The organism is Rhizobium sp. CB3060 (genome assembly GCF_025200735.1).
Lineage (GTDB): Bacteria > Pseudomonadota > Alphaproteobacteria > Rhizobiales > Rhizobiaceae > Rhizobium.
Genome location: NZ_CP104158.1, coordinates 1,293,669 through 1,316,552, shown reverse-complemented (window position 1 = coordinate 1,316,552; position 22,884 = coordinate 1,293,669). Strand labels below are relative to the sequence as shown.

Here is a 22,884-nt window from a genome sequence, read left to right as displayed (position 1 = left end):
CTCCGCCGAGTCCGTATTCTTTTGCTCGACATCTGTCCGATTTGAGCAAAACTCACCAGTCAGTCAGAATAGCATAAATACAGGAAATCCATAGACTTTTAGGACTTCTTGCTATCACGGATATTCCTATTGCCTGTGGCAAATGGAGTCCATACGTCATTTGCGCATTCCGCAGGGCCGACGATGCCGTTAAGATAGGGAAAAAGTTTCGGAGTGTGCCGCTTGTCCGCCAACACCATCGCCCCTCGCCTCCTCGATGTGATGGAACACGATATCCTGCCATTGACGCAAAGGGGCGTTGCCGCCGGAAACAAGGTGTTTGGCGCCGCGATCCTGCGCAAATCCGACCTGTCGCTGGTCATTGCCGAAACGAACAACGAACTCGAAAATCCGCTTTGGCATGGCGAAGTGCATGCGTTGAAGCGCTTCTACGAACTCGGCGAGAAGCCTGCGACCAAGGAGCTGATCTTCCTCTCTACGCACGAACCTTGCAGCATGTGCATGTCGGCAATCACCTGGGCCGGTTTCGATAATTTCTATTACTTCTTCAGCCATGAGGATTCCCGCGACGCCTTCGCGATCCCGCATGACCTGAAGATCCTGAAAGAAGTCTTCGGACTGGAACCGGGCGACTATCGCCGGCAGAACGCCTTCTGGAACAGCTTTGCCGTCGCCGATCTCGTCGAAACCGAGGCGGACCCGCTGAAGGCGGCACTCAAGGAACAGACGGCGCGCATCAAGGCCGCCTATAACGCGCTCTCTGATAGCTATCAGGCGACCAAGAGCGACAATGACATTCCACTGAACTGAGATAGACAAGACTATAGAGGCCCCGATGCAAGCATCGAGAGACATATCCCGCCTGATCGAAATCATGGCGGCGCTGCGCAATCCCGAGACCGGTTGCCCCTGGGACATTGTCCAGACCTTCGAGACCATCAAGCCCTATACGATCGAGGAAGCCTACGAGGTTTCCGATGCGATCGAACGCAGGGATATGGACGATCTTTGCGAGGAGCTCGGCGATCTCCTGCTGCAGGTCGTTTTCCACGCTCGCATGGCCGAGGAAGCGGGCGAGTTCTCCTTTGGCGATGTGGTGGAAGCCATTACCCGCAAGATGATCCGCCGGCATCCGCATGTCTTTGCCGTCTCCGGCGCCGACACGCCCGACGCTGTGAAGCTGCAATGGGAGGAGATCAAGGCGGAAGAGAAGCGCGAGCGCGCCGGGCGGCGGGCGCGGCGGGGTATTGCCGAAGATTTCAAAACCGGTTTCCTCGGCTCGGTGCAGCGCACATTCCCCGCTTTGACCGAGGCCCTGAAATTGCAGGAACGCGCCGCCAAAGTCGGATTCGACTGGTCAGCACCCGAGCCGATCCTCGACAAGATCGAGGAGGAGATCGATGAATTGCGGGTGGCGCTTGCGAGCGGCGACAAGGCCAAGGTCGGCGACGAACTGGGCGACCTGATCTTCGCCGTCGTCAACATCGGGCGGCATGTGAAGGCAGACCCGGAGCAGTCATTGCGCGGCACCAACACGAAGTTCCGCCGCCGTTTCAATCACATCGAAACGACACTTGCCGCCGAAGGGGAAACCCTGGACGGCGCTTCTCTGGAACGGATGGAAGATATCTGGCAGGCGGCGAAGGCGATCGAGCGTCAGCTCGCCGAGTAGAGCAATCCAGGAAAAGTGCGAAGCGGTTTTCCGTCCGGAATTGCGAAAAAACAAAAGGATAGAGCGGTTCTGCCATTCCGTGAAAAGCTGAACCGCTCGAGGACGCCTATTCCCAATCCTCACGCTGCGGCTTCGGGCCGTTGCCCATGCGCCGTTCCAGCTCCGCGGCTTCCGTCTCAGTCAAGCGCAGATCCAACGTGATCGTGCCGTCCTCGTTGTCTTCCCGGTTATCGACGATGGCGTGATTGTAAAGCCAGGGCAACAATGCCAGCTTGTCGACGGGCAGCGTGATCGTCGTCTCGGTCAGGACACCGGAAAGCCGGCGGCTGATTTCGTTCATCAGGCGATCGACGCCCTCACCGCTCCTTGCCGAGACCGCGATCACGTTTTCGGCGGTTGATGCCTTCTGGACGATGGCATCGTGCGCCTCCGGCTCCAGTCGATCAATCTTGTTCCAGACCTCGAGGATGCGCTCCGCCCCTTCCGCCTCGCCAATGCCGAGATCGCCGAGGATGCGCATGACATCGGCGCTCTGCGCTGGGTTGTCGTCATCCGAAAGATCGCGCACATGCAGGATCAAGTCGGCTTCCAGGACTTCTTCCAGCGTAGCGCGAAAAGCGGCCACCAGATGGGTCGGCAGGTCGGAAATGAAGCCGACGGTATCGGAGAGGATCACGGTGCGGCCATGCGGCAGCTTCATGCGCCGAAGCGTCGGATCGAGCGTCGCAAACAGCATGTCCTCGGCCAGGACGCCGGCGCCGGTAATTCGGTTGAACAGCGTCGATTTGCCGGCATTGGTATAGCCCACCAATGCCACGATCGGGTGCGGCACCTTCTTGCGCTTGGCACGGTGAAGCTGACGGGTGCGCACCACTTGTTCCAGTTCGCGCTCGAGCCGGATGATCCGCTCCTGCAGCATGCGCCGGTCGGCCTCGATCTGGGTTTCACCGGGGCCGCCCATGAAGCCCGCACCGCCGCGCTGGCGCTCAAGGTGGGTCCAGCTTCGAACCAGCCGGCCTTTTTGGTAATTCAAATGTGCGAGATCGACCTGCAGCGTGCCTTCCTTGGTGGAGGCGCGGCGGCCGAAGATTTCGAGAATGAGACCCGTGCGGTCGATGACCTTGGCGTTCCATTCCTTCTCGAGGTTGCGCTGCTGTACCGGCGTCAGCGGATGATCGACGATCACCAGGCCGGCGTTAAATTCATCGAGCAGCGCGCGGATTTCCTCGATCTTGCCTGTGCCGAGAAGCGTCGCTGGACGCGGATCGCTGATCGGCACGATCGAGCCATTGACGACGTCCAGGTCGATGGCAAGCGCCAGACCCTTGGCTTCTTCGAGCCGGCTTTCGGGGGAACGTGTAGTCGTCGTCGCACCATCTGCCTGCGCGGTGCGCGATGCGCGCGCCTGCTTCAGGACAGGCACAATGACGACAGCATGCGTATCATCCCGATGCTTTGCTGTTTCCGGGATGATGGAATCGTTTTTCGTATCGCGTGTCGTGATAACGGCAAATCCTAGTTAGGATGCGACTTCTTCGCTCTCGAACATCTGCATCGGTTGGCCAGGCATGATCGTCGAGATCGCATGCTTGTAGACGAGCTGAGAATGGCCGTCTCGGCGCAGCAGGACGCAGAAATTGTCAAAAGACGTAACAACGCCCGTGAGCTTTACGCCATTGATCAAAAAGATTGTGAGTGAAATCTTTTGCTTGCGAACAGTATTGAGAAATAGGTCCTGCAAGTTCTGAGAACGTTCCGCCATCGCGCCGCTTCTTTCTTTTTTGCCGGCCTAAGCCGGTGAAATATCAAGATATACTGAGACCCCGGACAGGAGATACCCTCATTCTCCCCTCTCCAGCGAATGTTGGTATCAAATCGCAGTCTTTTCCGCAACGTCGAAAAAGGCTTCGCGGATTTTCTGCGAAACGGTTCCCGGATGACCGTTGGCGATCGTCTCGCCATCGATGGCGACCACCGGAAAACAAATGCTTGTGGCCGCCGTGATGAACACTTCGCGCGCCGCCATCATCTCCTCGACGGAGAAAAACCGCTCGACGATGGGAAGCTCCAATTTCGCGGCAACGTCGATCAGCGTCGTGCGCGTGATGCCGCGCAGAATGCCGTGCTCGGCCGGACGCGTGACCAGGTTGCCATCGGAATCGACGATCCAGACGTTGGTCGCTGCCCCCTCCTTCACCATGCCGTTGTGGTCGATATAGATGGCTTCCTGCGCGCCGGCTTCCTTGGCCTGCTGGCGAGCCAGCGCGTTCGACAGAAGCCCGACCGACTTGATGTCGACCCGATCCCAACGGTTGTCGCGCACGGTAATCGCCTTGATGCCATTGGCATTTTTCTTGGCGATGATGGACGGATCGGTGCTCTTGGCGGTGACGACGATCGAGGACGGCGTCCCTGGGGCCGGGAAAACATGATCCCGCCGGGCAACACCGCGCGTAACCTGCAGATAGAAAAGGCCGTTGCGGACATGATTGCGGCGCAGAGTCTCGCGAATCACATGGATCAGCACCGCGCGGCTCATCGGCCAGGCGATGCGCAGCTCGCCGAGGGAGCGGTTGAGACGGTCGAGATGCCGGGTCAGATCGACGATCAGGCTGTGACGGACCTCGCAAACCTCGTAGACGCCGTCGGCGAATTGATAACCGCGATCCTCCACATGGACCATCGCGTCGCTGTGCTTGACGTAACGGCCGTTCACATAAGCTATTCTCGGCATGGCGGACCCTGAGCAGAGTTTTATAAGGACATGAAGGAGTTGCGCGGCAGGTCGTCACCGCCGCGCAAATGATTTCAGACGCCGAGCGACTTCAGCTTGCGATGCAGCGCGGAGCGCTCCATGCCGACGAACTCGGCCGTGCGCGAAATATTGCCGCCGAAGCGGTTGATCTGGGCAATCAGATAGTCGCGCTCGAACATTTCACGCGCTTCACGCAGCGGCAACGTCATGATGTGATAGTCGTTCTTGGCGGAGACCTTCGGCAGCATGTCGCCAAGATCGGTCGGCAACATCTCCGCCGTAATCGGCGTATCCGGGCCATCGGTGCGCGCCAGGATCATCAGGCGTTCGATATTGTTGCGAAGCTGGCGAATATTGCCCGGCCAATCATGCGCCTGCAGCACCGCCATGGCGTCGTCGCCGATCCGGCGCGAGCGGATGCCGGCCTGCTCGGAAATCTGCCGCATCAACTGATCGACGAGGAATGGAATATCCTCGCGCCGCTCGGCGAGAGCAGGCACCCGCACCGGCACCACGGCCAGGCGATGGTAGAGATCTTCGCGGAACAGGCTTTCGGCAATCCGGCTTTCCAGATTGTAGGCCGTCGACGATATGATGCGCACATCGACCTTCACCCGCTTCGAGCCGCCGACGCGCTCGAATTGCTGATCGACCAGCACGCGCAGGATCTTGTTCTGCGTCTCGCGCGGCATCTCGCCGACTTCGTCGAGATAGAGGATGCCCCGATGCGCCTCTTCCAGCGCGCCGATCTTGCGTGGCTGGCCGGGCGAACCCTCGGTCCCGAACAGGGCGATCTCCATGCGTTCGGGCGTGATCGTTGCGGCATTCAAGGCGACGAAAGGACCATTGGCGCGCGACGACTTCTTGTGAATCATACGGGCCACCAGCTCCTTGCCGGAACCGGAGGGGCCGAAGATCATCACGCGGCTATTGGTGGGAGAGACCTTGTCGATGGTCTGGCGAAGCTGCGAAACGGCAACCGACGTGCCGATCAGCTCGACGGCATCACCGGTGCGGCGCTTGAGCTCCGAGACCTCGCGCTTCAGCTTGGAATTTTCCAGCGCCCGTTCGGCGATCAGGATCAGCCGGTCTGCCTTGAACGGCTTCTCGATGAAATCGAAGGCGCCGCGCTTGATGGCGGAGACGGCGGTTTCGATGTTGCCGTGGCCGGAGATCATCACGACAGGCAGCTCCGGATGCCGTGTCTTGATCTCATCCAGCAGCGACAGTCCGTCGAGCTTGCTGCCCTGCATCCAGATATCGAGGAAGATCAGCCGCGGCGCGCGGTCGGAGATCGCCGCCAAAGCGCTGTCACTATCAAACGCAGTGCGAGTCTCATGCCCCTCATCTGAAAGAATTCCCGAAACGATTTCGCGGATATCTTCCTCATCATCCACCACGAGAATATCAGATGCCATATACGCTTTCCTTGTCACTTGCTGTCTGGGCGACGGCGGCCTGCTCACGACGCGGCAAATGCACGCGGATCATGGCACCCCTGCCCTGGTCGAAATCGGCGGGAGCATCATGCAATTCGAGCTGCCCGCCATGGTCTTCAATGATCTTCTTGACGATCGCGAGACCGAGGCCCGTCCCCTTCTCGCGCATCGTCATGTAAGGTTCGAGAATGCTGTGCCGATTCTCGACCGGCAGGCCGCGGCCATTGTCGATGACGTCGACCGTAAAGCGATCGCGCTCAGCATCCAGGGATGAACGTACAAGGACCTTAGGCTCCTCGCGGGTCTCGCCGCTCGGCACGCCCTCGATCGCCTCGACGGCGTTCTTTATGAGATTGCCGAAAGCCTGACCCAGCATGCGCGTGTCAAACATGCCTTCCAGTCGCTCGTCCCCGAGTTCGCGCTCGAACTTGACGTGATTGTTTCCCATTTCGCGCAGGAACACCGCGTCGCGCAGGATGTCGCGCAGATCGCTCGGTTCCATCGTCGGTTTCGGCATGCGGGCAAATGACGAGAATTCATCGACCATGCGACCGATATCGCCCACCTGGCGGATGATCGTGTCGGTACATTGATCAAAGACCGGGCGATCGGCCTCGGCGATATTCTTGCCGAAGCGGCGGCGGATGCGCTCGGCGGAAAGCTGGATCGGCGTCAGCGGGTTCTTGATCTCATGCGCGATACGGCGGGCGACATCGGCCCAAGCGGTCGAGCGCTGGGCGATGACCAGATCGGTGATGTCGTCGAGCGTGATGACGTAGGATTCATTCGCGTCGCGCGACTCCTCGCGCGTCACCTGGACGCTCAGCGTCCGCACCGTACCGCCGCGCACCAGGCTGATCTGCTTGCGGAAATCATTGCGATGCCGGGTCGTCGCTTCCGTCACCACCTGCTCGACCTCAGGGGCTATCTCCGCCAGGTTCTTGCCGACAAGCTCATCGCTCTTCAGGGTCAGCAGCTCTTCGGCAGATGTGTTGGCAATGGTGATGCGCCGGTCGTGTTCGACGCCGATCACGGCCGCAGTGACGCCGGAGAGCACCGCTTCGATGAAGCGGCGGCGGTCATCCACCTCGTCCTTGGCTTCAAGAATCTCGTCGCGTTGGGTGCGTATCTCCGCGATCATCTTGTTGAAGGTGCGCGACAGGCTGCCGACGTCGCCATCGGCCGCGCGCACCGGCACCAGCACATTCATGTTGCCGGAGGCGACATTGTCGGCTGCACTGATCAAAAGCCGGATCGGCCGAACGATGCGGTCGGCAACCGCGATCGCGGTCCAGATCGCCGCCAGAAGCACGATCAGCGCAAAGCCGATATAGAGCACGGCAAAGGCGATCTGCAGGGACATGCGTCCTGCTTCCATCGCCTTGTATTCGGCCGTGTTGTCTTCGACCATGCGCATCGCGTTCATGACGCGCGGATCGACGGCCCGGACGGTATAGAGGAAGGAGCCGGGAATCTCGTCCAGTTTGAGGATGGCGCCGACGAGGTTGGTCACTCCGGGCGGTATGAGCGTCGGCTGGCCGTCCGCGGAGGCGTCGAGCGCATCCTTCGGAATGGCCGGCAGCGGACGCTCAGTCTTGATGTCGGCCTGAACGATCGCGCTGCCGTCACGGCGCACCAGAAACGCGCCCAGCAAACCGCGGCCCTTGGCCTGGCGGGTCATCAGATCGGCAAAACCGGTGCGGTCGAGGCTGTAGAGCGTGCGATTGCGCTCCAGATCGTTCGCCATGGAAACGGTCTGGCCCTGCAGGTAGCTGGCGTTCTCCATCAGGTAGGCTTGGGCGACATTCTGCGAGGAACTGATGATCTGCTGCGTGCGCAGCGCAAACCAGCGGTCTAGGCCGACATTCAGCGTCAAGCTGGCGACAATGGCCACGAGGATCGCCGGGGTGATCGCAACGATGGAAAAGAGAACGACGATGCGGATATGCAGACGCGCCGCCGCGCGGCCGCGACTGCGCGCTTTCACAAGGCGCGCAACTTCGCGTGCGATCAGGGCGATCAGCCCCAGAACGAACAGGCCGTTGATCACAACGGAGGTGAAGACGACAGAGGATGTAGGGGCAATCGGTGTCAGCCCCAGAAGCATCAGAAGCGTCGCAATCGCGCACAAAAGCGCGCCGCCGGCCAAGATCAGGCCAGGGAGGGCGAAGGATGCTCGACGGTCCGTCACTTTGACGACCGCCTCGTCGCTCGCTTGCGGCGACACCGCGTCCTGCTTCATTCCCATCGTCTCCGGGCCCAGGCGGCGGTCGGCGCCTTGGCCAAAATTGCATCAGCACCGTTTTGGCAGCAGCAGGAGTGACAGGCAAAGGTGGGAACCGTCATCCGGCCTCGCGCTCGACGCAAAACCTCCGCTTCAAATCATTGGAACAATGAACTGAAACTGCTGAACAATTTCCCCTTGCGTGGGAACACACCCGACGAATCATTACCATAAAAACAGTGAACCGGCTGCGTGACCTTTAAGCAACGCATTGTGGCGAAAATGCAACGCATCCGATCACATTGTCAAGCCGTCCGGGAGCTTCGATAGACGGAAACACCCAGTTCTCTGATCTTTTTGCGCAGTGTATTGCGGTTGAGACCGAGCAGATCGGCGGCTTTGATCTGATTGCCGCGGGTTGCGGTCAATGCCGCAAGGATCAGCGGATATTCCATTTCGGTGAGGATGCGATCATAGAGCCCGGGCGGCGGCAGATTGTCGCCGAAGCTCGCGAAATAGGTGCGCATATTCTCCTCGACCGCCTGGGCGATGGTCATATTCCCCGTGCGGACCGGGCCTTTTTCGATCGGACTGTCGGGCACATCAGCCCGCAGTTCGGCATCGATGATCTCCTTGGTGATGACATCCTGCGGATAGAGCGCCATCAGCCGACGGATAAGATTTTCCAGCTCACGCACGTTGCCAGGCCAAGGATAGGCCTTCATTAGTTCCAGAGCTTCCTGGTCGAAACGCTTGGAGCCCAGCCCCTCTTTCTCAGCCTGCTGCACGAAATGGCGGACGAGATCGGGAATATCCTCGGCACGATCGCGCAGCGGCGGCAGGCGCAGCGGCACGACGTTGAGGCGGTAATAGAGGTCCTCGCGGAAGAGGCCTTGATTGATCGCCTGCTTCAAATCCTTGTTGGTGGCGGCAACGATACGGACGTCGGTGCGTATCGGCGTACGGCCGCCAACGGTCGTATATTCGCCCTGCTGCAGGACGCGCAGCAGACGCGTCTGGGCGTCCATCGGCATGTCGCCGATTTCGTCGAGAAACAGCGTGCCGCCCTCGGCCTGCTCGAAGCGGCCGGTCGAGCGCGTCTGCGCGCCGGTGAAGGCGCCCTTCTCATGACCGAACAATTCGGATTCGATCAGGTCGCGCGGGATTGCCGCCATGTTGATGGCGACGAAGGGACCATTGCGGCGCTTGCCGTAATCATGTAGCGCGCGGGCGACGAGCTCCTTGCCGGTGCCGGATTCACCGGTGATCATCAGCGTCAGATCGGTCTGCATCAGACGCGCCAGCACACGGTAGATTTCCTGCATGGCGGCAGAGCGGCCGACCAGCGGCATTCCGTCCTGTATGTCGTCATCAAGCTTGGCGGGCTTGCGCTTCGGTTCGGACAAAGCGCGGCCGATAATGGCGATCAGCTCCGTCAGGTCGAAGGGCTTCGGCAGATAATCATAGGCGCCCTTTTCAGAGGCCTTGATCGCCGTCATGAAGGTATTCTGCGCACTCATGACCAGAACAGGCAGCTCCGGCCTCGCCTTCTTGATACGCGGCAGCAGGTCGAAGGCGTTTTCGTCAGGCATCACGACATCGGTTACAACGAGGTCGCCTTCGCCGGCGGAAACCCAACGCCAGAGCGTGGCGGCATTGGATGTGATGCGCACATCATAACCCGCGCGGCTCAAGGCTTGATTGAGCACGGTACGGATGGCCGCATCGTCATCAGCGACAAGGATCGTAGCTGTCATCGAGTAGTCCCTGTGGAGTTCGGAAGAGGAGCGTCTTCAAGCGTAATGCCTTTGGAGGCCGGCATCAGGACGCGGAAAGTGGTGCGGTGATTCTGGCTATCGCATTCGACGATGCCGCCATGATCGCCGATGATCTTGGCGACCAGCGCGAGGCCGAGGCCGGTCCCGTTCGTCTTCGTCGTGATGAACGGATCGAAGAGATGCGGCAGAAGATCGGAGGGCACGCCCGGGCCGTTGTCGATCACGCAGAATTCCAGCGGCAGCGAAATCTTTTCGCGCGTGCCGGCCACGGAAAGGCGGATGCCCGGGCGATAGGCCGTCGTCAGCATGATCTCGCCATCCGGCCGATCGCCGATGGCTTCGGCAGCATTCTTCACCAGATTGAGAAAGACCTGCACGAGCTGGTCTCTATTGGCATAAACAGCCGGCAATGACGGGTCATAATTCTCGGTGACCTTGATATTGCGCGCAAAACCGGCCTTGGCGACCGCCTTCACGTGATCTAGGACGGAATGGATGTTGACCGGCACACGGTCGATCGGACGCTCATCGGAAAAGACCTCCATGCGGTCGACCAGCGAGACGATGCGATCGGTCTCGTCGCAGATGAGGCGCGTCAACCCGCGATCATCATCCTCCACCGATTGTTCTAGCAATTGAGCCGCACCACGGATGCCGGAGAGCGGGTTCTTGATCTCGTGCGCCAGCATCGACGCAAGGCCGGTCACCGAACGGGCGGCAGCCCGGTGGGTCAATTGCCGGTCGATCTTGTCGGCCATCGACCGTTCCTGAAAGACGATCACCACAGAGCCGGGTTCGCTTGAAACCGGCGCGACATAAATGTCCACAAGCTTGTCCTGGCCGAGACGCGGCGAGCTGAGATCGACGCGGTATTCGTTGACCGGGCCACGGCGTTCGCGCACCTGATCGATCAGCGCCAGCAGCGGACTGCCGAAGGGAATGAAGGTGGAAATCTCATAGCGGGACAGATGCGAGGCGCTGGCGCCGAAAAAGGCTTCGGCCTCCCAGTTGGCAAAAGCGATCAGGCCGGCCTCGTTGACCATCACGACCGGGTTCTGGATCGCGTTGAGAACGGCCATGGCCACGCTGCCCATATGATCCGCGGCTCCGGAATCGGATTTGGAACTCATGCGGCCTCCTGGACGCCTTGGGCGAGATCGGACGCGGTCCGCAGAGCCGCATGGAACAATGCCGCCACTTCCCGGCTGTCTTTCGAAGTCATGACCCCTGCCTTTTCAGCGCCTGTTATGGTGGGAGCGTAACGGTCCAGATACCAGCCGAGATGTTTACGGGCATGACGAATACCAACGGCTTCGCCATAGAACGCGAGCATCATCTGATAATGTTCTAAGGCGATATCGGCGATCTCGCTGCGGTCCGGGTGACGATGGCCGGCAAGCACGCCCGCGTGCCACGGCCGCCCCTGACAGCCGCGACCGACCATGACCGCATCAGCGCCGGAGCGGCGAAGTATCTCAAGCGCATCCTCAGGCGTGTCGACATCGCCATTGGCCACCAGCGGAATGGAGACGACATCGCGAACGGCGCGGATCGCATCCCAATCCGCCCTGCCCTCGTAGAACTGCATGCGCGTGCGACCGTGGATGGTCACGAGCTGGATTCCAGCTTCCTCGGCTCGGCGGGCGATAAGCGGCGCGTTGATGGTATTTTCGTCCCAGCCGAGCCGCATCTTCAGCGTCACAGGAATATCGACCGCCTTAACCGTCGCCTCGACCAGGCTCAGCGCGTGATCCGGATCGCGCATCAGCGCCGAGCCGGAATAGCCGCCGATGACCTTCTTGGCCGGGCATCCCATATTGATGTCGATGATGTCAGCGCCATTGTCGGCGGCAATTTTCGCCGCCTCGGCCATCCAATGCGCCTCGCGGCCGGCCAGTTGCACCATATGCGGCTTCAGGCCGGCACTTCTCAGGCGCGCCCAGGATTCCGCCGTGTCCTGCACCAATTCACGGCTGGCGACCATTTCCGTCACGACCAGGCCGGCCCCATAGCGCAAGGCGAGCTGCCGGAAAGGCAAATCGGTGACCCCCGACATCGGCGCGAGGATCACGCGATTGCGGATGGGCACCGGGCCGATGGAAAATGGGGCTGCAAGCTCGGACGGAAACAAATGATTATCTTTCAGGCACACCATATATTTGCACTATTTTTAGACAGTCTTGCGGAGCTTGCCAAGAGGTTTCGGAGAACGCCGATATTTTTTGGGCAAATGCTGGAAAATACCTATTCGAGGCGATAGACCCTGCTAGAGCGAGATCCCGCTTTGGCGATCTGCTTATCATGATCCCATCCAAGAACCGCTTCACACTTTTGGGGATCATGCTGGAGCGAAAGCCTTTCATCCCTGGGGGTTTATGACGCAAATGCACTCATTGCAACCGATGTCGATCGGAATCGTGATCGTTGCAGCCGGACGTGGCGAGCGGGCGGGATCGCCCGAAGAAGGTCCGAAGCAATATCGCCCGATCGGCGGCCGGTCGGTTATTGCGCATACGCTTGAAAAATTCGTGACATGGCCGCAGGCGGCAAAGATCGTGGTTGTCATTCATCGCGACGACGAGACATTGCTCCAAGCCGCGCTGCAACAGGCTGCCGATTCGTCCGAGGTCGAGATTGCTTTTGGCGGCGTGTCCCGTCAGCAATCGGTGCTTGCGGGGTTGCGGAAACTGGAAAATGCCGGCGTCACGCATGTCATGATCCATGATGCCGTACGCCCCTTCTTCGACCATGATCTGCTCGATCGCGTCGCCGCCGCGCTGGCTGCCGGTGCACCTGCCGTGCTGCCTGCCATGCCCGTGACGGATACGCTGAAACGGGCCGATGCGGCTGGACTAGTAACCGAAACCGTACCCCGCTCGGGCCTTTACGCCGCGCAGACACCGCAGTCTTTCCGATACGCCGATATTCTAGCGGCGCATGAAAAAGCCGCCGCCGAGAATAAGACGGATTTCACCGACGATGCCGCGATCGCCGAATGGAACGGCCTGCCGGTGACGCTCGTTGCCGGCAGTTCGGACAATGTGAAATTGACGATCAAAAGGGATATCGCCATGGCCGATGAAAAGCTTTCCGCAGGCCTGCTGCCGGATGTGCGCACTGGCAACGGCTACGATGTCCACCAGCTCGAGCCGGGCGACGGCGTAACACTTTGCGGCGTCTTCATTTCGCATGACCAAAAGCTGAAGGGCCATTCCGACGCCGATGTCGCCCTGCACGCGCTGACGGACGCCTTGCTCGCCACCTGTGGCGCCGGCGATATAGGCGACCATTTTCCGCCCTCCGATCCGCAATGGAAGGGCGCCCCCTCCCGCATCTTCATCGAACATGCGGCAAAGATCGTGCGCGATCACGGCGGCACCATCATGAATGCCGATATCTCGTTGATTGCCGAAGCGCCGAAGGTCGGACCGCACCGTGAGGCGATGCGCGCGAAACTCGCCGAGTTCCTGGGAATCAGCCTGGAGCGCTGCTCGGTGAAGGCGACCACAAACGAAAAGATCGGCTTCGTTGGCCGCCGCGAGGGCATCGCAGCTATCGCGACGGCAACGGTGGTTTATCGCGGAGGCAAGGCATGACGCATTTTCCCGACGATATTCTCGCGCTCGCCCAGGGCATCATCACCGATTTCGCCGCCAAAGGCTGGATGGTCGCCACGGCGGAATCCTGCACCGGCGGGCTGATCGCGGGCGCTTTGACGGAAATTCCCGGTTCCTCAGCCGTCGTCGACCGCGGCTTCGTGACCTATACGAATACGGCGAAGATGGACATGCTCGGCGTGCAGGAGCAGACGCTCGTGCAGTTCGGTGCTGTTTCCAGGGAGACGGCGCTGCAGATGGTGCATGGCGCCCTTTTCCGCTCCCGGGCTGACTTTGCCGTCGCAGTCACCGGTGTTGCCGGACCCGCTGGCGGCTCTGCGGAAAAGCCCGTGGGGCTGGTCCACCTCGCCGCCAAGGCGCGTAACGGCGCACTCATCCATCATGAAATGCGCTATGGCGATATCGGCCGCGACAAGGTTCGGCTCGCCACCTTGAAGACCGCATTGGAAATGCTGATCACTCTCGGCAAGTAATGCCTAACTCCCGCCTCAGGCGTAGATCTTCTTCGCGCGTGTCTCGAAGGCATCCGTGAACATACGGAAAGCGCGATCGAACATCGACCCCATCAGGGCGCCGAGGATGCGGCTCTTGAACTCATAGTCGATGAAGAAATCAATGCTGCAGCCGCCGTTTTCCGATGGCGTGAAGCGCCAGCGATTGTCGAGATATTTGAACGGCCCGTCGATATATTTCACGTCGATCGCCCGTTCCGGCTTGTTGAGCAGCACCTGCGTCGTAAAGGTCTCGCGGATCGCCTTGTAGCCGACAGTCATATCGGCAATCAGCAGGATCTTGCCGTCGCGCTCCTTGCGATTGCGGACAATCAGCGCCTCGCAAAGCGGCAGGAATTCCGGATAGCGCTCGACATCGGCGACGAGGTCGAACATCTGTTCAGGCGAGTGTGGGACGGGGCGGTGCGTTTCGAACTGAGGCATGAGCGGCAATTAAGCAGGACGGTTCAGAAGATCAAGAAGCTGACGCATTTCGCCGCGGGATTTTAGCTGCAGAACAGGCACATCGGGGCCGTGTTCGATGAGGCCCGCGAGCACTTTCGGCGCAAATTTCCGCTCCCAATCCCATATGTAACGCAGGAACTCCCAATCGATGCGCTCTGGACAACCCGGCGCCATATCGGGGCGCGACCGTCCCAGCCATCGCAACGCTCTCGATAGAGCCCCCCACATACATAGCCAGCGCGGCATACGCACCCAAAGAACAAGTTCGGTCCGCGGTAATCTCAGATCGAAGCTTGACGGCCCTGTCCCATCAATCAGCCAGCGATCCTCTGCGACTTTCCCCGCAATTAGATTGCGCTCTTCCGCTTTGTCTCTCTTCATCCAGCCAGGCAGCCAGAAAAACTCCCGATCCATTGAGACGTAAGGCAAGTCCAGGCAAACAACGATCTTCTGCGCCAGCGTCGACTTGCCTCCACCGGAACAGCCGATGACGAGAATCCGGTTGGCACTTCTGAGAATAGACACTGCCGTCTCTATATCGACGGCATAAGGGAGCGCCTGCGGCGCGACGATCTGCTCCACGGTCCAGCTCCATAGTCGATTCTAAAGCGCCGAAACCGGTAACAAACGGCGGCGTGTCCCTTAGGCCGCTCCAATGACGAACAGGTGACGGCGCGAACGAAAAACCGCGGCACAATCGCCGCGGTTCGTTCAAAAGGCAAGAGACTTGTATTTTACTCTGCGGCCAGCAGAACCTTCTTCTCGCGGGCAGCCCGCAGCCGGGCGAAATCGTCGCCGGCGTGATGGGAAGAGCGGGTGAGCGGGCTGGAGGCGACCATGAGGAAGCCCTTGGTATAGGCAACCGTCTCGTAGGACTTGAATTCATCCGGCGTGACGAAGCTCATGACCTGATGATGCTTGCGTGTCGGCTGCAGATACTGGCCGATGGTCAGGAAGTCGACATCGGCCGTCCTGAGATCATCCATCAACTGCAGCACTTCATTGCGCTCTTCACCGAGACCGACCATGATGCCGGACTTGGTAAACATGGTCGGATCGAGTTCCTTGACCCGCTGCAGCAGGCGGATCGAGTGGAAATAGCGGGCGCCGGGACGTACGGTCAGATAGTTGCCGGCGACGGTTTCCATATTGTGATTGAAGACGTCCGGCTTGGCGGCGACGACGCGCTCCAATGCGCCCGGCTTCTTCAGGAAGTCCGGCGTCAAGATTTCGATTGTCGTTGTCGGCGAAGCGGCGCGGATCGCCCAGATCACCTTTTCGAAGTGCTCGGCGCCGCCGTCTTCCAGATCGTCGCGATCGACGGAGGTGATGACGACGTGGCTGAGGCCCATTTCCTTGACGGCCTTGGCGACGTTTTCAGGCTCGGCCATATCGAGCGCGTTCGGCTTGCCGGTAGAGACGTTGCAGAAGGCACAAGCGCGGGTACAGATCTCGCCCATGATCATGAAGGTGGCGTGCTTCTTGTCCCAACATTCGCCGATGTTCGGGCAGCCGGCCTCTTCGCAAACCGTGACGAGCTTGTGTTCCTTCACGATCGAGCGGGTCTCGGCATAGCCCTTCGATGTCGGCGCCTTGACACGGATCCAATCCGGCTTGCGCAGGACTTCCGTATCCGGCCGATGCGCCTTTTCCGGATGCCTGACCCGCTTTGCGTCTGGATTGATCGTGTCGAGAATCGTGACCATGAAATGTCTACTTTCCGCCGCTCAGTCGCGGCCCATTCATCGCCGGACGAGTTTGGCGAGAAATATCAGAATGCACGCACCAATGAAACCGGTGACGAAATAGCCGATCCGGCCGCCGGGCACGCCGACATGCAATTGCACCAAAATGGCAGCGGCAACGACCGAGCCGGCAATGCCAAGCACGATGTTGAGGATGATGCCGTAGCGCACCTCCATCAGCTTTCCCGCAAGCCAGCCCGCGAGACCGCCGATGATGACCAGACCCAGCCAGCCGACACTTTCCATCACATCCCCGATCTCAGGCGATTAATCTCGCCAATAGCACCACGATGATCGCACCGACGGTGGCATGGATGATTTCCACCACCAGTGCATTTTCAATGCCGAGCGAAATCCCAAAATAATGGAACAGGAAACCGCCCACGAAAGCACCAATCACGCCGCTCACCAGGCAACTGATGAGCCCGCCTCCACCGACGACCAGGCTCGCGAGAAAGCCCGCGACCAGACCGATAAGAAGAAAGACGACCCAACCTTCCGTAGTGATAGACATATTGATTTCCTTTCCTGTTTTCCACCCTCTGGATAAAGGGCGAGCCAGGAGATTATCAAGCGTTGAGCACGCGTCCGTAAGCGTCCAGCACGGCTTCCTTCATCGTTTCCGAAACGGTCGGATGCGGGAAGATCGTGTGCATCAGTTCCTCTTCCGTCGTCTCCAGGTTCATGGCGACGACGAAGCCCTGGATCAGTTCGGTGACTTCGGCGCCGACCATATGCGCGCCGAGCAGTTCGCCGGTCTTCTTGTCGAAGATGACCTTGCAGAGGCCCTGGTCCTCGCCAAGCGCGATCGCCTTGCCGTTGGCGGTGAACGGGAAGCGGCCGACGCGAATGTCGCGGCCGAGTTCTTTTGCCTTGGCTTCCGTCAGGCCGACAGAGGCGACCTGCGGCTGGCAATAGGTGCAGCCCGGCACCTTGCTCTTGTCGGTCGGATGCACGTTCGGCAGGCCGGCGATCTTCTCGATGCAGACCACGCCCTCATGCTCGGCCTTGTGCGCCAGCATCGGCGGACCGGCGACGTCGCCGATCGCATAGATGCCCGGCACATTGGTCTTGCCGTAGCCGTCGATGACGACGCAACCGCGATCGGTCTTCACGCCGAGCGCTTCCAGGCCAAGATTTTCGATGTTGCCCTGCACGCCGACGGCGGAGATCATGCGGTCAGCCGTGATCTGCTGTACCTTGCCGTCCTCGGTCTCGATGTGCGCGGTGATGCTGTTCGCAGCCTTGTCGACCTTGGTGACTTTCGTCTTGGTGAAGATCTTCAGGCCGCGCTTTTCCAACTGCTTGCGGGCGATGCCGGAGACTTCGGCGTCTTCGACTGGCATGATGGTCGGCATGATTTCGACGACGGTGACATCGACACCCATCGAGCGATAGAAGCTCGCAAATTCGATGCCGATCGCGCCGGAACCCATGACCACCAGCGACTTCGGCAGGAAATCCGGCTTCAGTGCCTCAAAATAGGTCCAGATCAGCTTGCCATCCGGCTCGATGCCGGGCAGCGCGCGCGGGCGGGCGCCCGTGGCGACGATGATGTGCTTGGCGGTATAGGTGCCCTCGCCCTTGACGTTCTTCGGCAGCGGATGCTGCGGCTCGACAACCGGCTTGGTCGACTTGCCGACGACGATTTCGCCGGGCTTGGTGATTTTGGCTTCGCCCCAGATCACATCGACCTTGTTCTTCTTCATCAGGAAGCCAACACCCGTGTTGAGGCGGGCGGAAACACCGCGCGAACGGGCGACGACCGCCTTGACATCCGGCGTTACCTTGCCTTCGAGGACAAGACCGTAGTCCTTCAGATGATTGGAATGATCGAGGATTTCGGCCGAACGCAGCAGCGCCTTGGTCGGAATGCAGCCCCAGTTCAGGCAGATGCCGCCCAGGTGCTCGCGTTCGACGATCGCCGTCTTCAGGCCAAGCTGGCCGGCGCGCACGGCGGCGACATAGCCGCCAGGGCCAGAGCCGATGATGATGACGTCGTAATTCTCAGCCATATGTTTCCTGCCTTTGGTTGGCGGCCGATCGAAGCGCAGCCTGCCTTAATTTTCCCGAAGCACGATGCCGAACCGAAGCGGCGAGCAAGATCGTGCTCAATCAAATAGTTAAAGTCCAAGCATCATTCGCACGATCGGCTCGAGGCCACGACCGAGCGCCCGGGTGTTTTCCGCATCGAGATGCACCCCGTCGAGCGGCGTCGTCACGGCAACCGTGCCTGCATCGAAAAAACCGCAGCCAAGCTCGTCGGCCAGATCGCGGTAGAGCGTCGCAAGCTTCGCCGACTCCTTGATCGCGCCGAGGTAATGAGCGGCGAAAGCCGGATTGGCGGTCTCGGTGATGACGGGAGGCGCGACGATCAGAATGTCGGGGACATCATATTCGAACGCCCATGTATGATTGCGTATGAGCTGAATCAACCGGCTGATGCCCTGCAAGGCAGCAAAGGCCGAACCGGCGATCACCGGCTTCATGTCGTTGGTGCCCAGCATGATGATGACGAGATCGAGCGGCGCATGCGTCTGCAGGATCGTCGGCAATACCTTCGCGCCGTTACGGTCGCAATCGGCGAGATGGTCATCGAAAGCCGTGGTGCGGCCGTTCAGCCCTTCCGGAATCATCCGGACCTGATCGCCGAGCGCCTTTTGCAGCACGCTCGGCCACCGATCTTCGAAAGCATGACGACCGATCGTTTCGGCGCTATAGCCCCATGTCAGCGAGTCGCCATAACACAGAACGGTCTTGGTCATGCATGCCTCCGTTTGACGACAAGGCTCAGACGAGCATCCCCATCGGATTTTCGATGTAGCCCTTGAAGGCCGCCAGCAGTTCCGCACCAAGCGCACCGTCGACGGCGCGATGGTCGGTCGACAGCGTGACGGTCATCATGGTGGCGATGGCCATCTCGCCCTTCTTGACGATCACACGCTGCTCGCCCGCGCCAACGGCCAAGATGGTCGCATGCGGCGGGTTGACGACGGCGGCGAAGTTCTTGACGCCCATCATGCCCATGTTGGACACGGCCGTCGTACCGCCCTGATACTCCTCGGGCTTCAGCTTGCGTTCCTTGGCGCGCTTGCCGTAGTCCTTCATCTCGTTGGAGATGGCCGAGAGGGTCTTCAGTTCGGCGCTGCGGATGATCGGCGTGATCAGGCCGCCCGGAATGGAAACGGCAACGCCGACATCGGCATGCTTGTGCTTGACCATGCTGCTGTCGGTCCACGACACATTGGCATCCGGAACGTCGCGCAGCGCCAGCGCCAGGGCCTTGATGACCATGTCGTTGACCGAGAGCTTGTAGGCCGGCGCACCGTCCTTCGACTTCGGTGCCGAATCGTTGAGCTGCGTGCGCAGCGCCAGCAGCGCGTCGAGTTCGCAATCGACCGAGACGTAGAAGTGCGGGATCGTCTGCTTGGATTCCTGCAGGCGCTTGGCGATCGTCTTGCGCATGCCGTCATGCGGCACGAGCTCGTAGGAACCGGGCTCGAACAGCTTGAGGACGGCATCGTCCGACATGCCCTTCGGCGCGGCTGCGGCCGGAGCCTGTGCAGCAGCGGCCGGCTGGGCGGCGGGAGCAGCCGCCGGAGCGGCTTTGCCAACACCGCCGGAGACGGCGGCTTCGATGTCCTTCTTGACCACACGGCCATGCGGGCCGGAGCCGACGAGCGCAGTCAGATCGATGCCGGATTCCTTAGCAAGACGCCGAGCGAGCGGCGATGCGAAGGTGCGATGACCATCCGTCGAGAGAGCCGCAGGCGCGGCCGGCGCCGGCTGAGCGGCCGGTGCGGACTGGGCTGGAGCCGTGTCTGCCTTCGGCGCAGGTGCAGGTGCCGCAGCAGCCGGAGCAGCGGCGCCCGAGGCAGCGGCAGAGACATCCTCGCCTTCGCCAGCCAGAACCGCGATCAGCGCATTGACCTTGACGCCTTCGGTGCCGGCGGGAACGACGATCTTGGCAACGGTGCCTTCATCGACGGCCTCGACTTCCATCGTCGCCTTATCGGTCTCGATCTCGGCGATGACGTCACCGGACTTGATCTTATCGCCTTCCTTGACCAGCCATTTGGCGAGGTTGCCCTCTTCCATGGTCGGCGAGAGGGCAGGCATGGTGATGTTGATAGGCATCGAAGAGCCCTCCCCTTATTTGTAGCAAACGGCTTTCACCGCATCGACCACTTCACCGACATTCGGAAGCGCCAGCTTCTCGAGATTGGCGGCGTAGGGCATGGGCACATCCTTGCCAGCGATCGTCAGGATCGGCGCATCGAGATAGTCGAAGGCCTGCTGCATGACGCGGGTTGCGATTTCCGTGCCGACGGAGGACTGCGGATAGCCTTCCTCGACGGTCACCAGGCGACCGGTCTTCTTGACCGATTCGATGACGGTCGGCAGGTCCATCGGGCGGATGGTACGAAGGTCGATTAGCTCGACATCGATGCCCTGGGCTTCGAGCTCGGCAACCGCCTTGGTGGCATAGGTCATGCCGATGCCGAAGGAGACGACCGTTGCGTCCTTGCCGGAGCGATGGATGCGGGCCTTGCCGATCGGCACAACGAAATTGTCGAGCTTCGGCACATCGAAGTGCTGACCGTAGAGAATTTCGTTTTCAAGGAAGATGACCGGGTTCGGATCGCGGATCGCGGCCTTCAGCAGGCCCTTGGCGTCGGCTGCCGTATAGGGCATGACGACCTTGAGGCCCGGAATTTGGCTGTACCAGGCCGCATAGTCCTGGCTGTGCTGAGCGGCGACGCGGGCTGCCGCGCCGTTCGGGCCGCGGAAGACGATCGGAGCGCCCATCTGGCCGCCGGACATGTAGAGCGTCTTGGCAGCGGAATTGATGATGTGGTCAATCGCCTGCATGGCGAAGTTGAAGGTCATGAACTCGACGATCGGGCGAAGGCCGGCCATGGCAGCACCGACGCCGACACCGGCAAAGCCGTGCTCGGTGATCGGGGTATCGACAACGCGGCGGGGGCCGAATTCCTGCAGCAGGCCCTGGGTAACCTTGTAGGCGCCCTGGTATTCGGCAACTTCTTCGCCCATGACGAAGACGTCCGGATCGGCGCGCATTTCTTCGGCCATGGCATCGCGCAGCGCTTCACGCACTGTCATCGACACCATTTCCGTGCCGGCCGGAATTTCCGGATCGGCAGGGGCGGCTTTCGGCTGTGCCGGAACGGGCGCCGGGGCAGCGGCGGCGGGCGCTTCGGTCTTGACCGGTTCGGCGGCCGGAGCGGCCTTCGCCGTCGAGATGTCCGAAGCGGATTCGCCGTCCTGCAACAGGATCGCGATCTTGGTGTTGACCTTGACGCCTTCGGTGCCGGCTTCGATCAGCAGCTTGCCGATCGTGCCTTCGTCGACGGCTTCCACTTCCATCGTGGCCTTGTCGGTCTCGATTTCGGCAATGACGTCGCCGGAGGTGACCTTGTCACCTTCCTGCTTGAGCCACTTGGAAAGGGTGCCCTCTTCCATCGTCGGAGAGAGGGCAGGCATGAGAATATCGATGGGCATGGATCGTCCCTCCCCGATTTAGAGCAGAATGTCGGTGTAGAGCTCGGAAGCATCCGGCTCCGGATCGTTCTGGGCGAAATCGGCACTGTCGGCGACGATATCGCGGACATCCTTGTCGATCGCCTTCAGATCGTCTTCCGACGCCCAGCCCTTTTCCAGAAGGCGGGCGCGAACCTGCTCGATCGGGTCATGCTCGGAGCGCATCTTCTGCACTTCGTCCTTGGACCGATACTTGGCCGGGTCCGACATGGAATGGCCGCGGTAGCGATAGGTCAGCATTTCCAGAATGATCGGGCCCTTGCCGGACCGGCAATATTCGACAGCTTCGTCGGCAGCGGCCTTGACGGCGCGGACATCCATGCCGTCGACCTGAATGCCGGGAATGCCGAAGGAGGAGCCGCGCTTGGAGAAGTCCGCCTGCGCGGTGGCGCGCGCCGTCGACGTGCCCATGGCGTAACGGTTGTTCTCGATCACGTAGATCACCGGCAGCTTCCAGAGCTGCGCCATGTTGAAGCTTTCGGAGACCTGGCCCTGGTTGGCGGCGCCATCGCCGAAATAGGCGACGCTGACATTGTCATTGCCGCGGTACCAGTTGGCGAAGCCGAGGCCCGTGCCGAGCGCGACCTGCGCGCCGACGATGCCGTGGCCGCCGTAGAAGTTCTTTTCCTTGGAGAACATGTGCATGGAGCCACCCTTCCCTCGGGAATAGCCGCCCCGGCGTCCGGTAAGCTCGGCCATAACGCCGCGGGCGCTCATGCCGGTTGCCAGCATGTGACCGTGGTCGCGGTAGCCGGTGATGACCTGATCGCCTTCCTTCAGCGCCAGTTGCATGCCGACGACGACAGCTTCCTGGCCAATGTAAAGGTGACAGAAACCGCCGATGAAGCCCATGCCGTAGAGCTGGCCGGCCTTCTCTTCGAAGCGGCGGATCAGGAGCATCTCACGATAGGCCTTGAGCTCCTCATCGCGGTCGAAATCCGCGATCGCACCACCATTGGTGTCTTTGACAGGCTTGGATGTTGTCTTACGGCTGGAAACGGACGCGGTTTTTCGCGGCGCCATTCAACCCTCCCTATGTGAGTAGCCTCGTTTTGTAGTGCCGCGTAACATAGGGAAGATTGCTCGCCACAGCAATGCTATAATTGCATGGCTCATATTCTTTGCAAGCGATTGAT

At 60.5% G+C, this 22,884-nt stretch carries 22 protein-coding genes; 4 read left to right on the top strand and 18 right to left on the bottom strand.

The window, feature by feature from the left end:
• The first annotated feature begins 222 nt into the window (after positions 1-222).
• Entirely contained in the window at positions 223-810 is a 588-nt protein-coding gene (locus N2601_RS06510; RefSeq protein ID WP_104823015.1) for a deaminase, read from the top strand.
• A 25-nt stretch (positions 811-835) separates the two neighbouring features.
• Positions 836-1,672, top strand: coding sequence for a nucleoside triphosphate pyrophosphohydrolase (gene mazG / locus N2601_RS06505; RefSeq protein WP_104823014.1), 837 nt, complete (start codon positions 836-838; stop codon positions 1,670-1,672).
• Positions 1,673-1,778: 106 nt separating this feature from the next.
• Here the strand turns inward: mazG and hflX are convergent, their stop codons facing one another.
• From hflX to dusB, 8 genes are all read right to left on the bottom strand, one after another.
• Positions 1,779-3,143, bottom strand: coding sequence for a GTPase HflX (hflX, locus tag N2601_RS06500; protein WP_199773572.1), 1,365 nt, complete (start codon positions 3,141-3,143; stop codon positions 1,779-1,781).
• A 48-nt stretch (positions 3,144-3,191) separates the two neighbouring features.
• Positions 3,192-3,434: an RNA chaperone Hfq gene (gene hfq / locus N2601_RS06495; protein WP_007693481.1), complete on the bottom strand. Its 243-nt coding sequence runs from the start codon at positions 3,432-3,434 to the stop codon at positions 3,192-3,194.
• Positions 3,435-3,542: 108 nt separating this feature from the next.
• Positions 3,543-4,406 (bottom strand): D-amino-acid transaminase, encoded by an 864-nt coding sequence (locus tag N2601_RS06490; RefSeq protein ID WP_104823012.1) that lies wholly within the window; start codon positions 4,404-4,406, stop codon positions 3,543-3,545.
• A 74-nt stretch (positions 4,407-4,480) separates the two neighbouring features.
• Entirely contained in the window at positions 4,481-5,845 is a 1,365-nt protein-coding gene (ntrX, locus tag N2601_RS06485; protein WP_104823011.1) for a nitrogen assimilation response regulator NtrX, read from the bottom strand.
• On the bottom strand, positions 5,835-8,108 hold the full coding sequence (locus tag N2601_RS06480) for a sensor histidine kinase NtrY-like (protein WP_104823010.1): 2,274 nt from the start codon (positions 8,106-8,108) through the stop codon (positions 5,835-5,837). Before N2601_RS06480 ends, ntrX begins: the two co-directional genes overlap by 11 nt.
• A gap of 287 nt (positions 8,109-8,395) precedes the next feature.
• A complete protein-coding gene (gene ntrC / locus N2601_RS06475; RefSeq protein WP_104823009.1) occupies positions 8,396-9,847 on the bottom strand; it encodes a nitrogen regulation protein NR(I) in 1,452 nt (483 codons plus the stop codon).
• Positions 9,844-10,998 (bottom strand): two-component system sensor histidine kinase NtrB, encoded by a 1,155-nt coding sequence (locus N2601_RS06470; RefSeq protein ID WP_104823008.1) that lies wholly within the window; start codon positions 10,996-10,998, stop codon positions 9,844-9,846. The genes ntrC and N2601_RS06470 overlap by 4 nt, the downstream gene beginning before the upstream one ends.
• Positions 10,995-12,023 (bottom strand): tRNA dihydrouridine synthase DusB, encoded by a 1,029-nt coding sequence (gene dusB, locus N2601_RS06465; protein ID WP_104823007.1) that lies wholly within the window; start codon positions 12,021-12,023, stop codon positions 10,995-10,997. Before dusB ends, N2601_RS06470 begins: the two co-directional genes overlap by 4 nt.
• A gap of 220 nt (positions 12,024-12,243) precedes the next feature.
• On the opposite strand from dusB, the gene N2601_RS06460 reads away from it, so the two are divergent.
• Together N2601_RS06460 and N2601_RS06455 are read left to right on the top strand one after the other, a co-directional pair.
• Positions 12,244-13,464, top strand: coding sequence for a bifunctional 2-C-methyl-D-erythritol 4-phosphate cytidylyltransferase/2-C-methyl-D-erythritol 2,4-cyclodiphosphate synthase (locus tag N2601_RS06460; protein WP_104823006.1), 1,221 nt, complete (start codon positions 12,244-12,246; stop codon positions 13,462-13,464).
• A complete protein-coding gene (locus tag N2601_RS06455) occupies positions 13,461-13,958 on the top strand; it encodes a CinA family protein (protein WP_104823005.1) in 498 nt (165 codons plus the stop codon). Before N2601_RS06460 ends, N2601_RS06455 begins: the two co-directional genes overlap by 4 nt.
• Before the next feature lie 15 nt (positions 13,959-13,973).
• On the opposite strand, the gene N2601_RS06450 is transcribed toward N2601_RS06455, so the two are convergent.
• The 10 genes from N2601_RS06450 to pdhA all read right to left on the bottom strand — a co-directional run bounded on the left by N2601_RS06450 (position 13,974) and on the right by pdhA (position 22,771).
• Entirely contained in the window at positions 13,974-14,420 is a 447-nt protein-coding gene (locus N2601_RS06450; RefSeq protein ID WP_104825088.1) for a type II toxin-antitoxin system RatA family toxin, read from the bottom strand.
• Between the two features lie 9 nt (positions 14,421-14,429).
• Complete coding sequence (locus N2601_RS06445) at positions 14,430-15,023, bottom strand: AAA family ATPase (protein ID WP_445944988.1); 594 nt, start codon at positions 15,021-15,023, stop codon at positions 14,430-14,432.
• Positions 15,024-15,175: 152 nt separating this feature from the next.
• On the bottom strand, positions 15,176-16,147 hold the full coding sequence (lipA, locus tag N2601_RS06440; RefSeq protein ID WP_104823004.1) for a lipoyl synthase: 972 nt from the start codon (positions 16,145-16,147) through the stop codon (positions 15,176-15,178).
• Between the two features lie 36 nt (positions 16,148-16,183).
• Positions 16,184-16,432, bottom strand: coding sequence for a GlsB/YeaQ/YmgE family stress response membrane protein (locus N2601_RS06435; protein ID WP_104823003.1), 249 nt, complete (start codon positions 16,430-16,432; stop codon positions 16,184-16,186).
• A gap of 13 nt (positions 16,433-16,445) precedes the next feature.
• A complete protein-coding gene (locus N2601_RS06430; RefSeq protein WP_104823002.1) occupies positions 16,446-16,700 on the bottom strand; it encodes a GlsB/YeaQ/YmgE family stress response membrane protein in 255 nt (84 codons plus the stop codon).
• A 55-nt stretch (positions 16,701-16,755) separates the two neighbouring features.
• Positions 16,756-18,201, bottom strand: coding sequence for a dihydrolipoyl dehydrogenase (gene lpdA / locus N2601_RS06425; protein ID WP_260303856.1), 1,446 nt, complete (start codon positions 18,199-18,201; stop codon positions 16,756-16,758).
• A 108-nt stretch (positions 18,202-18,309) separates the two neighbouring features.
• On the bottom strand, positions 18,310-18,951 hold the full coding sequence (locus N2601_RS06420; protein WP_104823000.1) for an SGNH/GDSL hydrolase family protein: 642 nt from the start codon (positions 18,949-18,951) through the stop codon (positions 18,310-18,312).
• A 25-nt stretch (positions 18,952-18,976) separates the two neighbouring features.
• Complete coding sequence (locus N2601_RS06415) at positions 18,977-20,323, bottom strand: pyruvate dehydrogenase complex dihydrolipoamide acetyltransferase (protein WP_104822999.1); 1,347 nt, start codon at positions 20,321-20,323, stop codon at positions 18,977-18,979.
• 15 nt (positions 20,324-20,338) lie between these two features.
• The gene (locus N2601_RS06410) at positions 20,339-21,709 is read right to left on the bottom strand and encodes a pyruvate dehydrogenase complex E1 component subunit beta (RefSeq protein WP_104822998.1); all 1,371 of its coding nucleotides are present in this window, start codon (positions 21,707-21,709) and stop codon (positions 20,339-20,341) included.
• 18 nt (positions 21,710-21,727) lie between these two features.
• Positions 21,728-22,771, bottom strand: a complete 1,044-nt coding sequence (gene pdhA, locus N2601_RS06405; protein WP_104822997.1) for a pyruvate dehydrogenase (acetyl-transferring) E1 component subunit alpha — start codon at positions 22,769-22,771, stop codon at positions 21,728-21,730.
• Positions 22,772-22,884: the final 113 nt, after the last annotated feature.

What these genes read in the sequence shown, in the direction of transcription:
- N2601_RS06455 (WP_104823005.1), top strand. Translation starts at nt 13,461, where the DNA reads ATGACGCATTTTCCCGACGATATTCTCGCGCTCGCCCAGGGCATCATC.
- N2601_RS06470 (WP_104823008.1), bottom strand. Translation starts at nt 10,998, where the DNA reads ATGAGTTCCAAATCCGATTCCGGAGCCGCGGATCATATGGGCAGCGTG.
- N2601_RS06460 (WP_104823006.1), top strand. Translation starts at nt 12,244, where the DNA reads ATGACGCAAATGCACTCATTGCAACCGATGTCGATCGGAATCGTGATC.
- pdhA (WP_104822997.1), bottom strand. Translation starts at nt 22,771, where the DNA reads ATGGCGCCGCGAAAAACCGCGTCCGTTTCCAGCCGTAAGACAACATCC.
- N2601_RS06420 (WP_104823000.1), bottom strand. Translation starts at nt 18,951, where the DNA reads ATGACCAAGACCGTTCTGTGTTATGGCGACTCGCTGACATGGGGCTAT.
- N2601_RS06490 (WP_104823012.1), bottom strand. Translation starts at nt 4,406, where the DNA reads ATGCCGAGAATAGCTTATGTGAACGGCCGTTACGTCAAGCACAGCGAC.
- N2601_RS06410 (WP_104822998.1), bottom strand. Translation starts at nt 21,709, where the DNA reads ATGCCCATCGATATTCTCATGCCTGCCCTCTCTCCGACGATGGAAGAG.
- mazG (WP_104823014.1), top strand. Translation starts at nt 836, where the DNA reads ATGCAAGCATCGAGAGACATATCCCGCCTGATCGAAATCATGGCGGCG.
- N2601_RS06480 (WP_104823010.1), bottom strand. Translation starts at nt 8,108, where the DNA reads ATGAAGCAGGACGCGGTGTCGCCGCAAGCGAGCGACGAGGCGGTCGTC.
- hfq (WP_007693481.1), bottom strand. Translation starts at nt 3,434, where the DNA reads ATGGCGGAACGTTCTCAGAACTTGCAGGACCTATTTCTCAATACTGTT.
- N2601_RS06430 (WP_104823002.1), bottom strand. Translation starts at nt 16,700, where the DNA reads ATGTCTATCACTACGGAAGGTTGGGTCGTCTTTCTTCTTATCGGTCTG.
- ntrX (WP_104823011.1), bottom strand. Translation starts at nt 5,845, where the DNA reads ATGGCATCTGATATTCTCGTGGTGGATGATGAGGAAGATATCCGCGAA.
- N2601_RS06450 (WP_104825088.1), bottom strand. Translation starts at nt 14,420, where the DNA reads ATGCCTCAGTTCGAAACGCACCGCCCCGTCCCACACTCGCCTGAACAG.
- ntrC (WP_104823009.1), bottom strand. Translation starts at nt 9,847, where the DNA reads ATGACAGCTACGATCCTTGTCGCTGATGACGATGCGGCCATCCGTACC.
- dusB (WP_104823007.1), bottom strand. Translation starts at nt 12,023, where the DNA reads ATGGTGTGCCTGAAAGATAATCATTTGTTTCCGTCCGAGCTTGCAGCC.
- N2601_RS06435 (WP_104823003.1), bottom strand. Translation starts at nt 16,432, where the DNA reads ATGGAAAGTGTCGGCTGGCTGGGTCTGGTCATCATCGGCGGTCTCGCG.
- lipA (WP_104823004.1), bottom strand. Translation starts at nt 16,147, where the DNA reads ATGGTCACGATTCTCGACACGATCAATCCAGACGCAAAGCGGGTCAGG.
- lpdA (WP_260303856.1), bottom strand. Translation starts at nt 18,201, where the DNA reads ATGGCTGAGAATTACGACGTCATCATCATCGGCTCTGGCCCTGGCGGC.
- N2601_RS06415 (WP_104822999.1), bottom strand. Translation starts at nt 20,323, where the DNA reads ATGCCTATCAACATCACCATGCCTGCCCTCTCGCCGACCATGGAAGAG.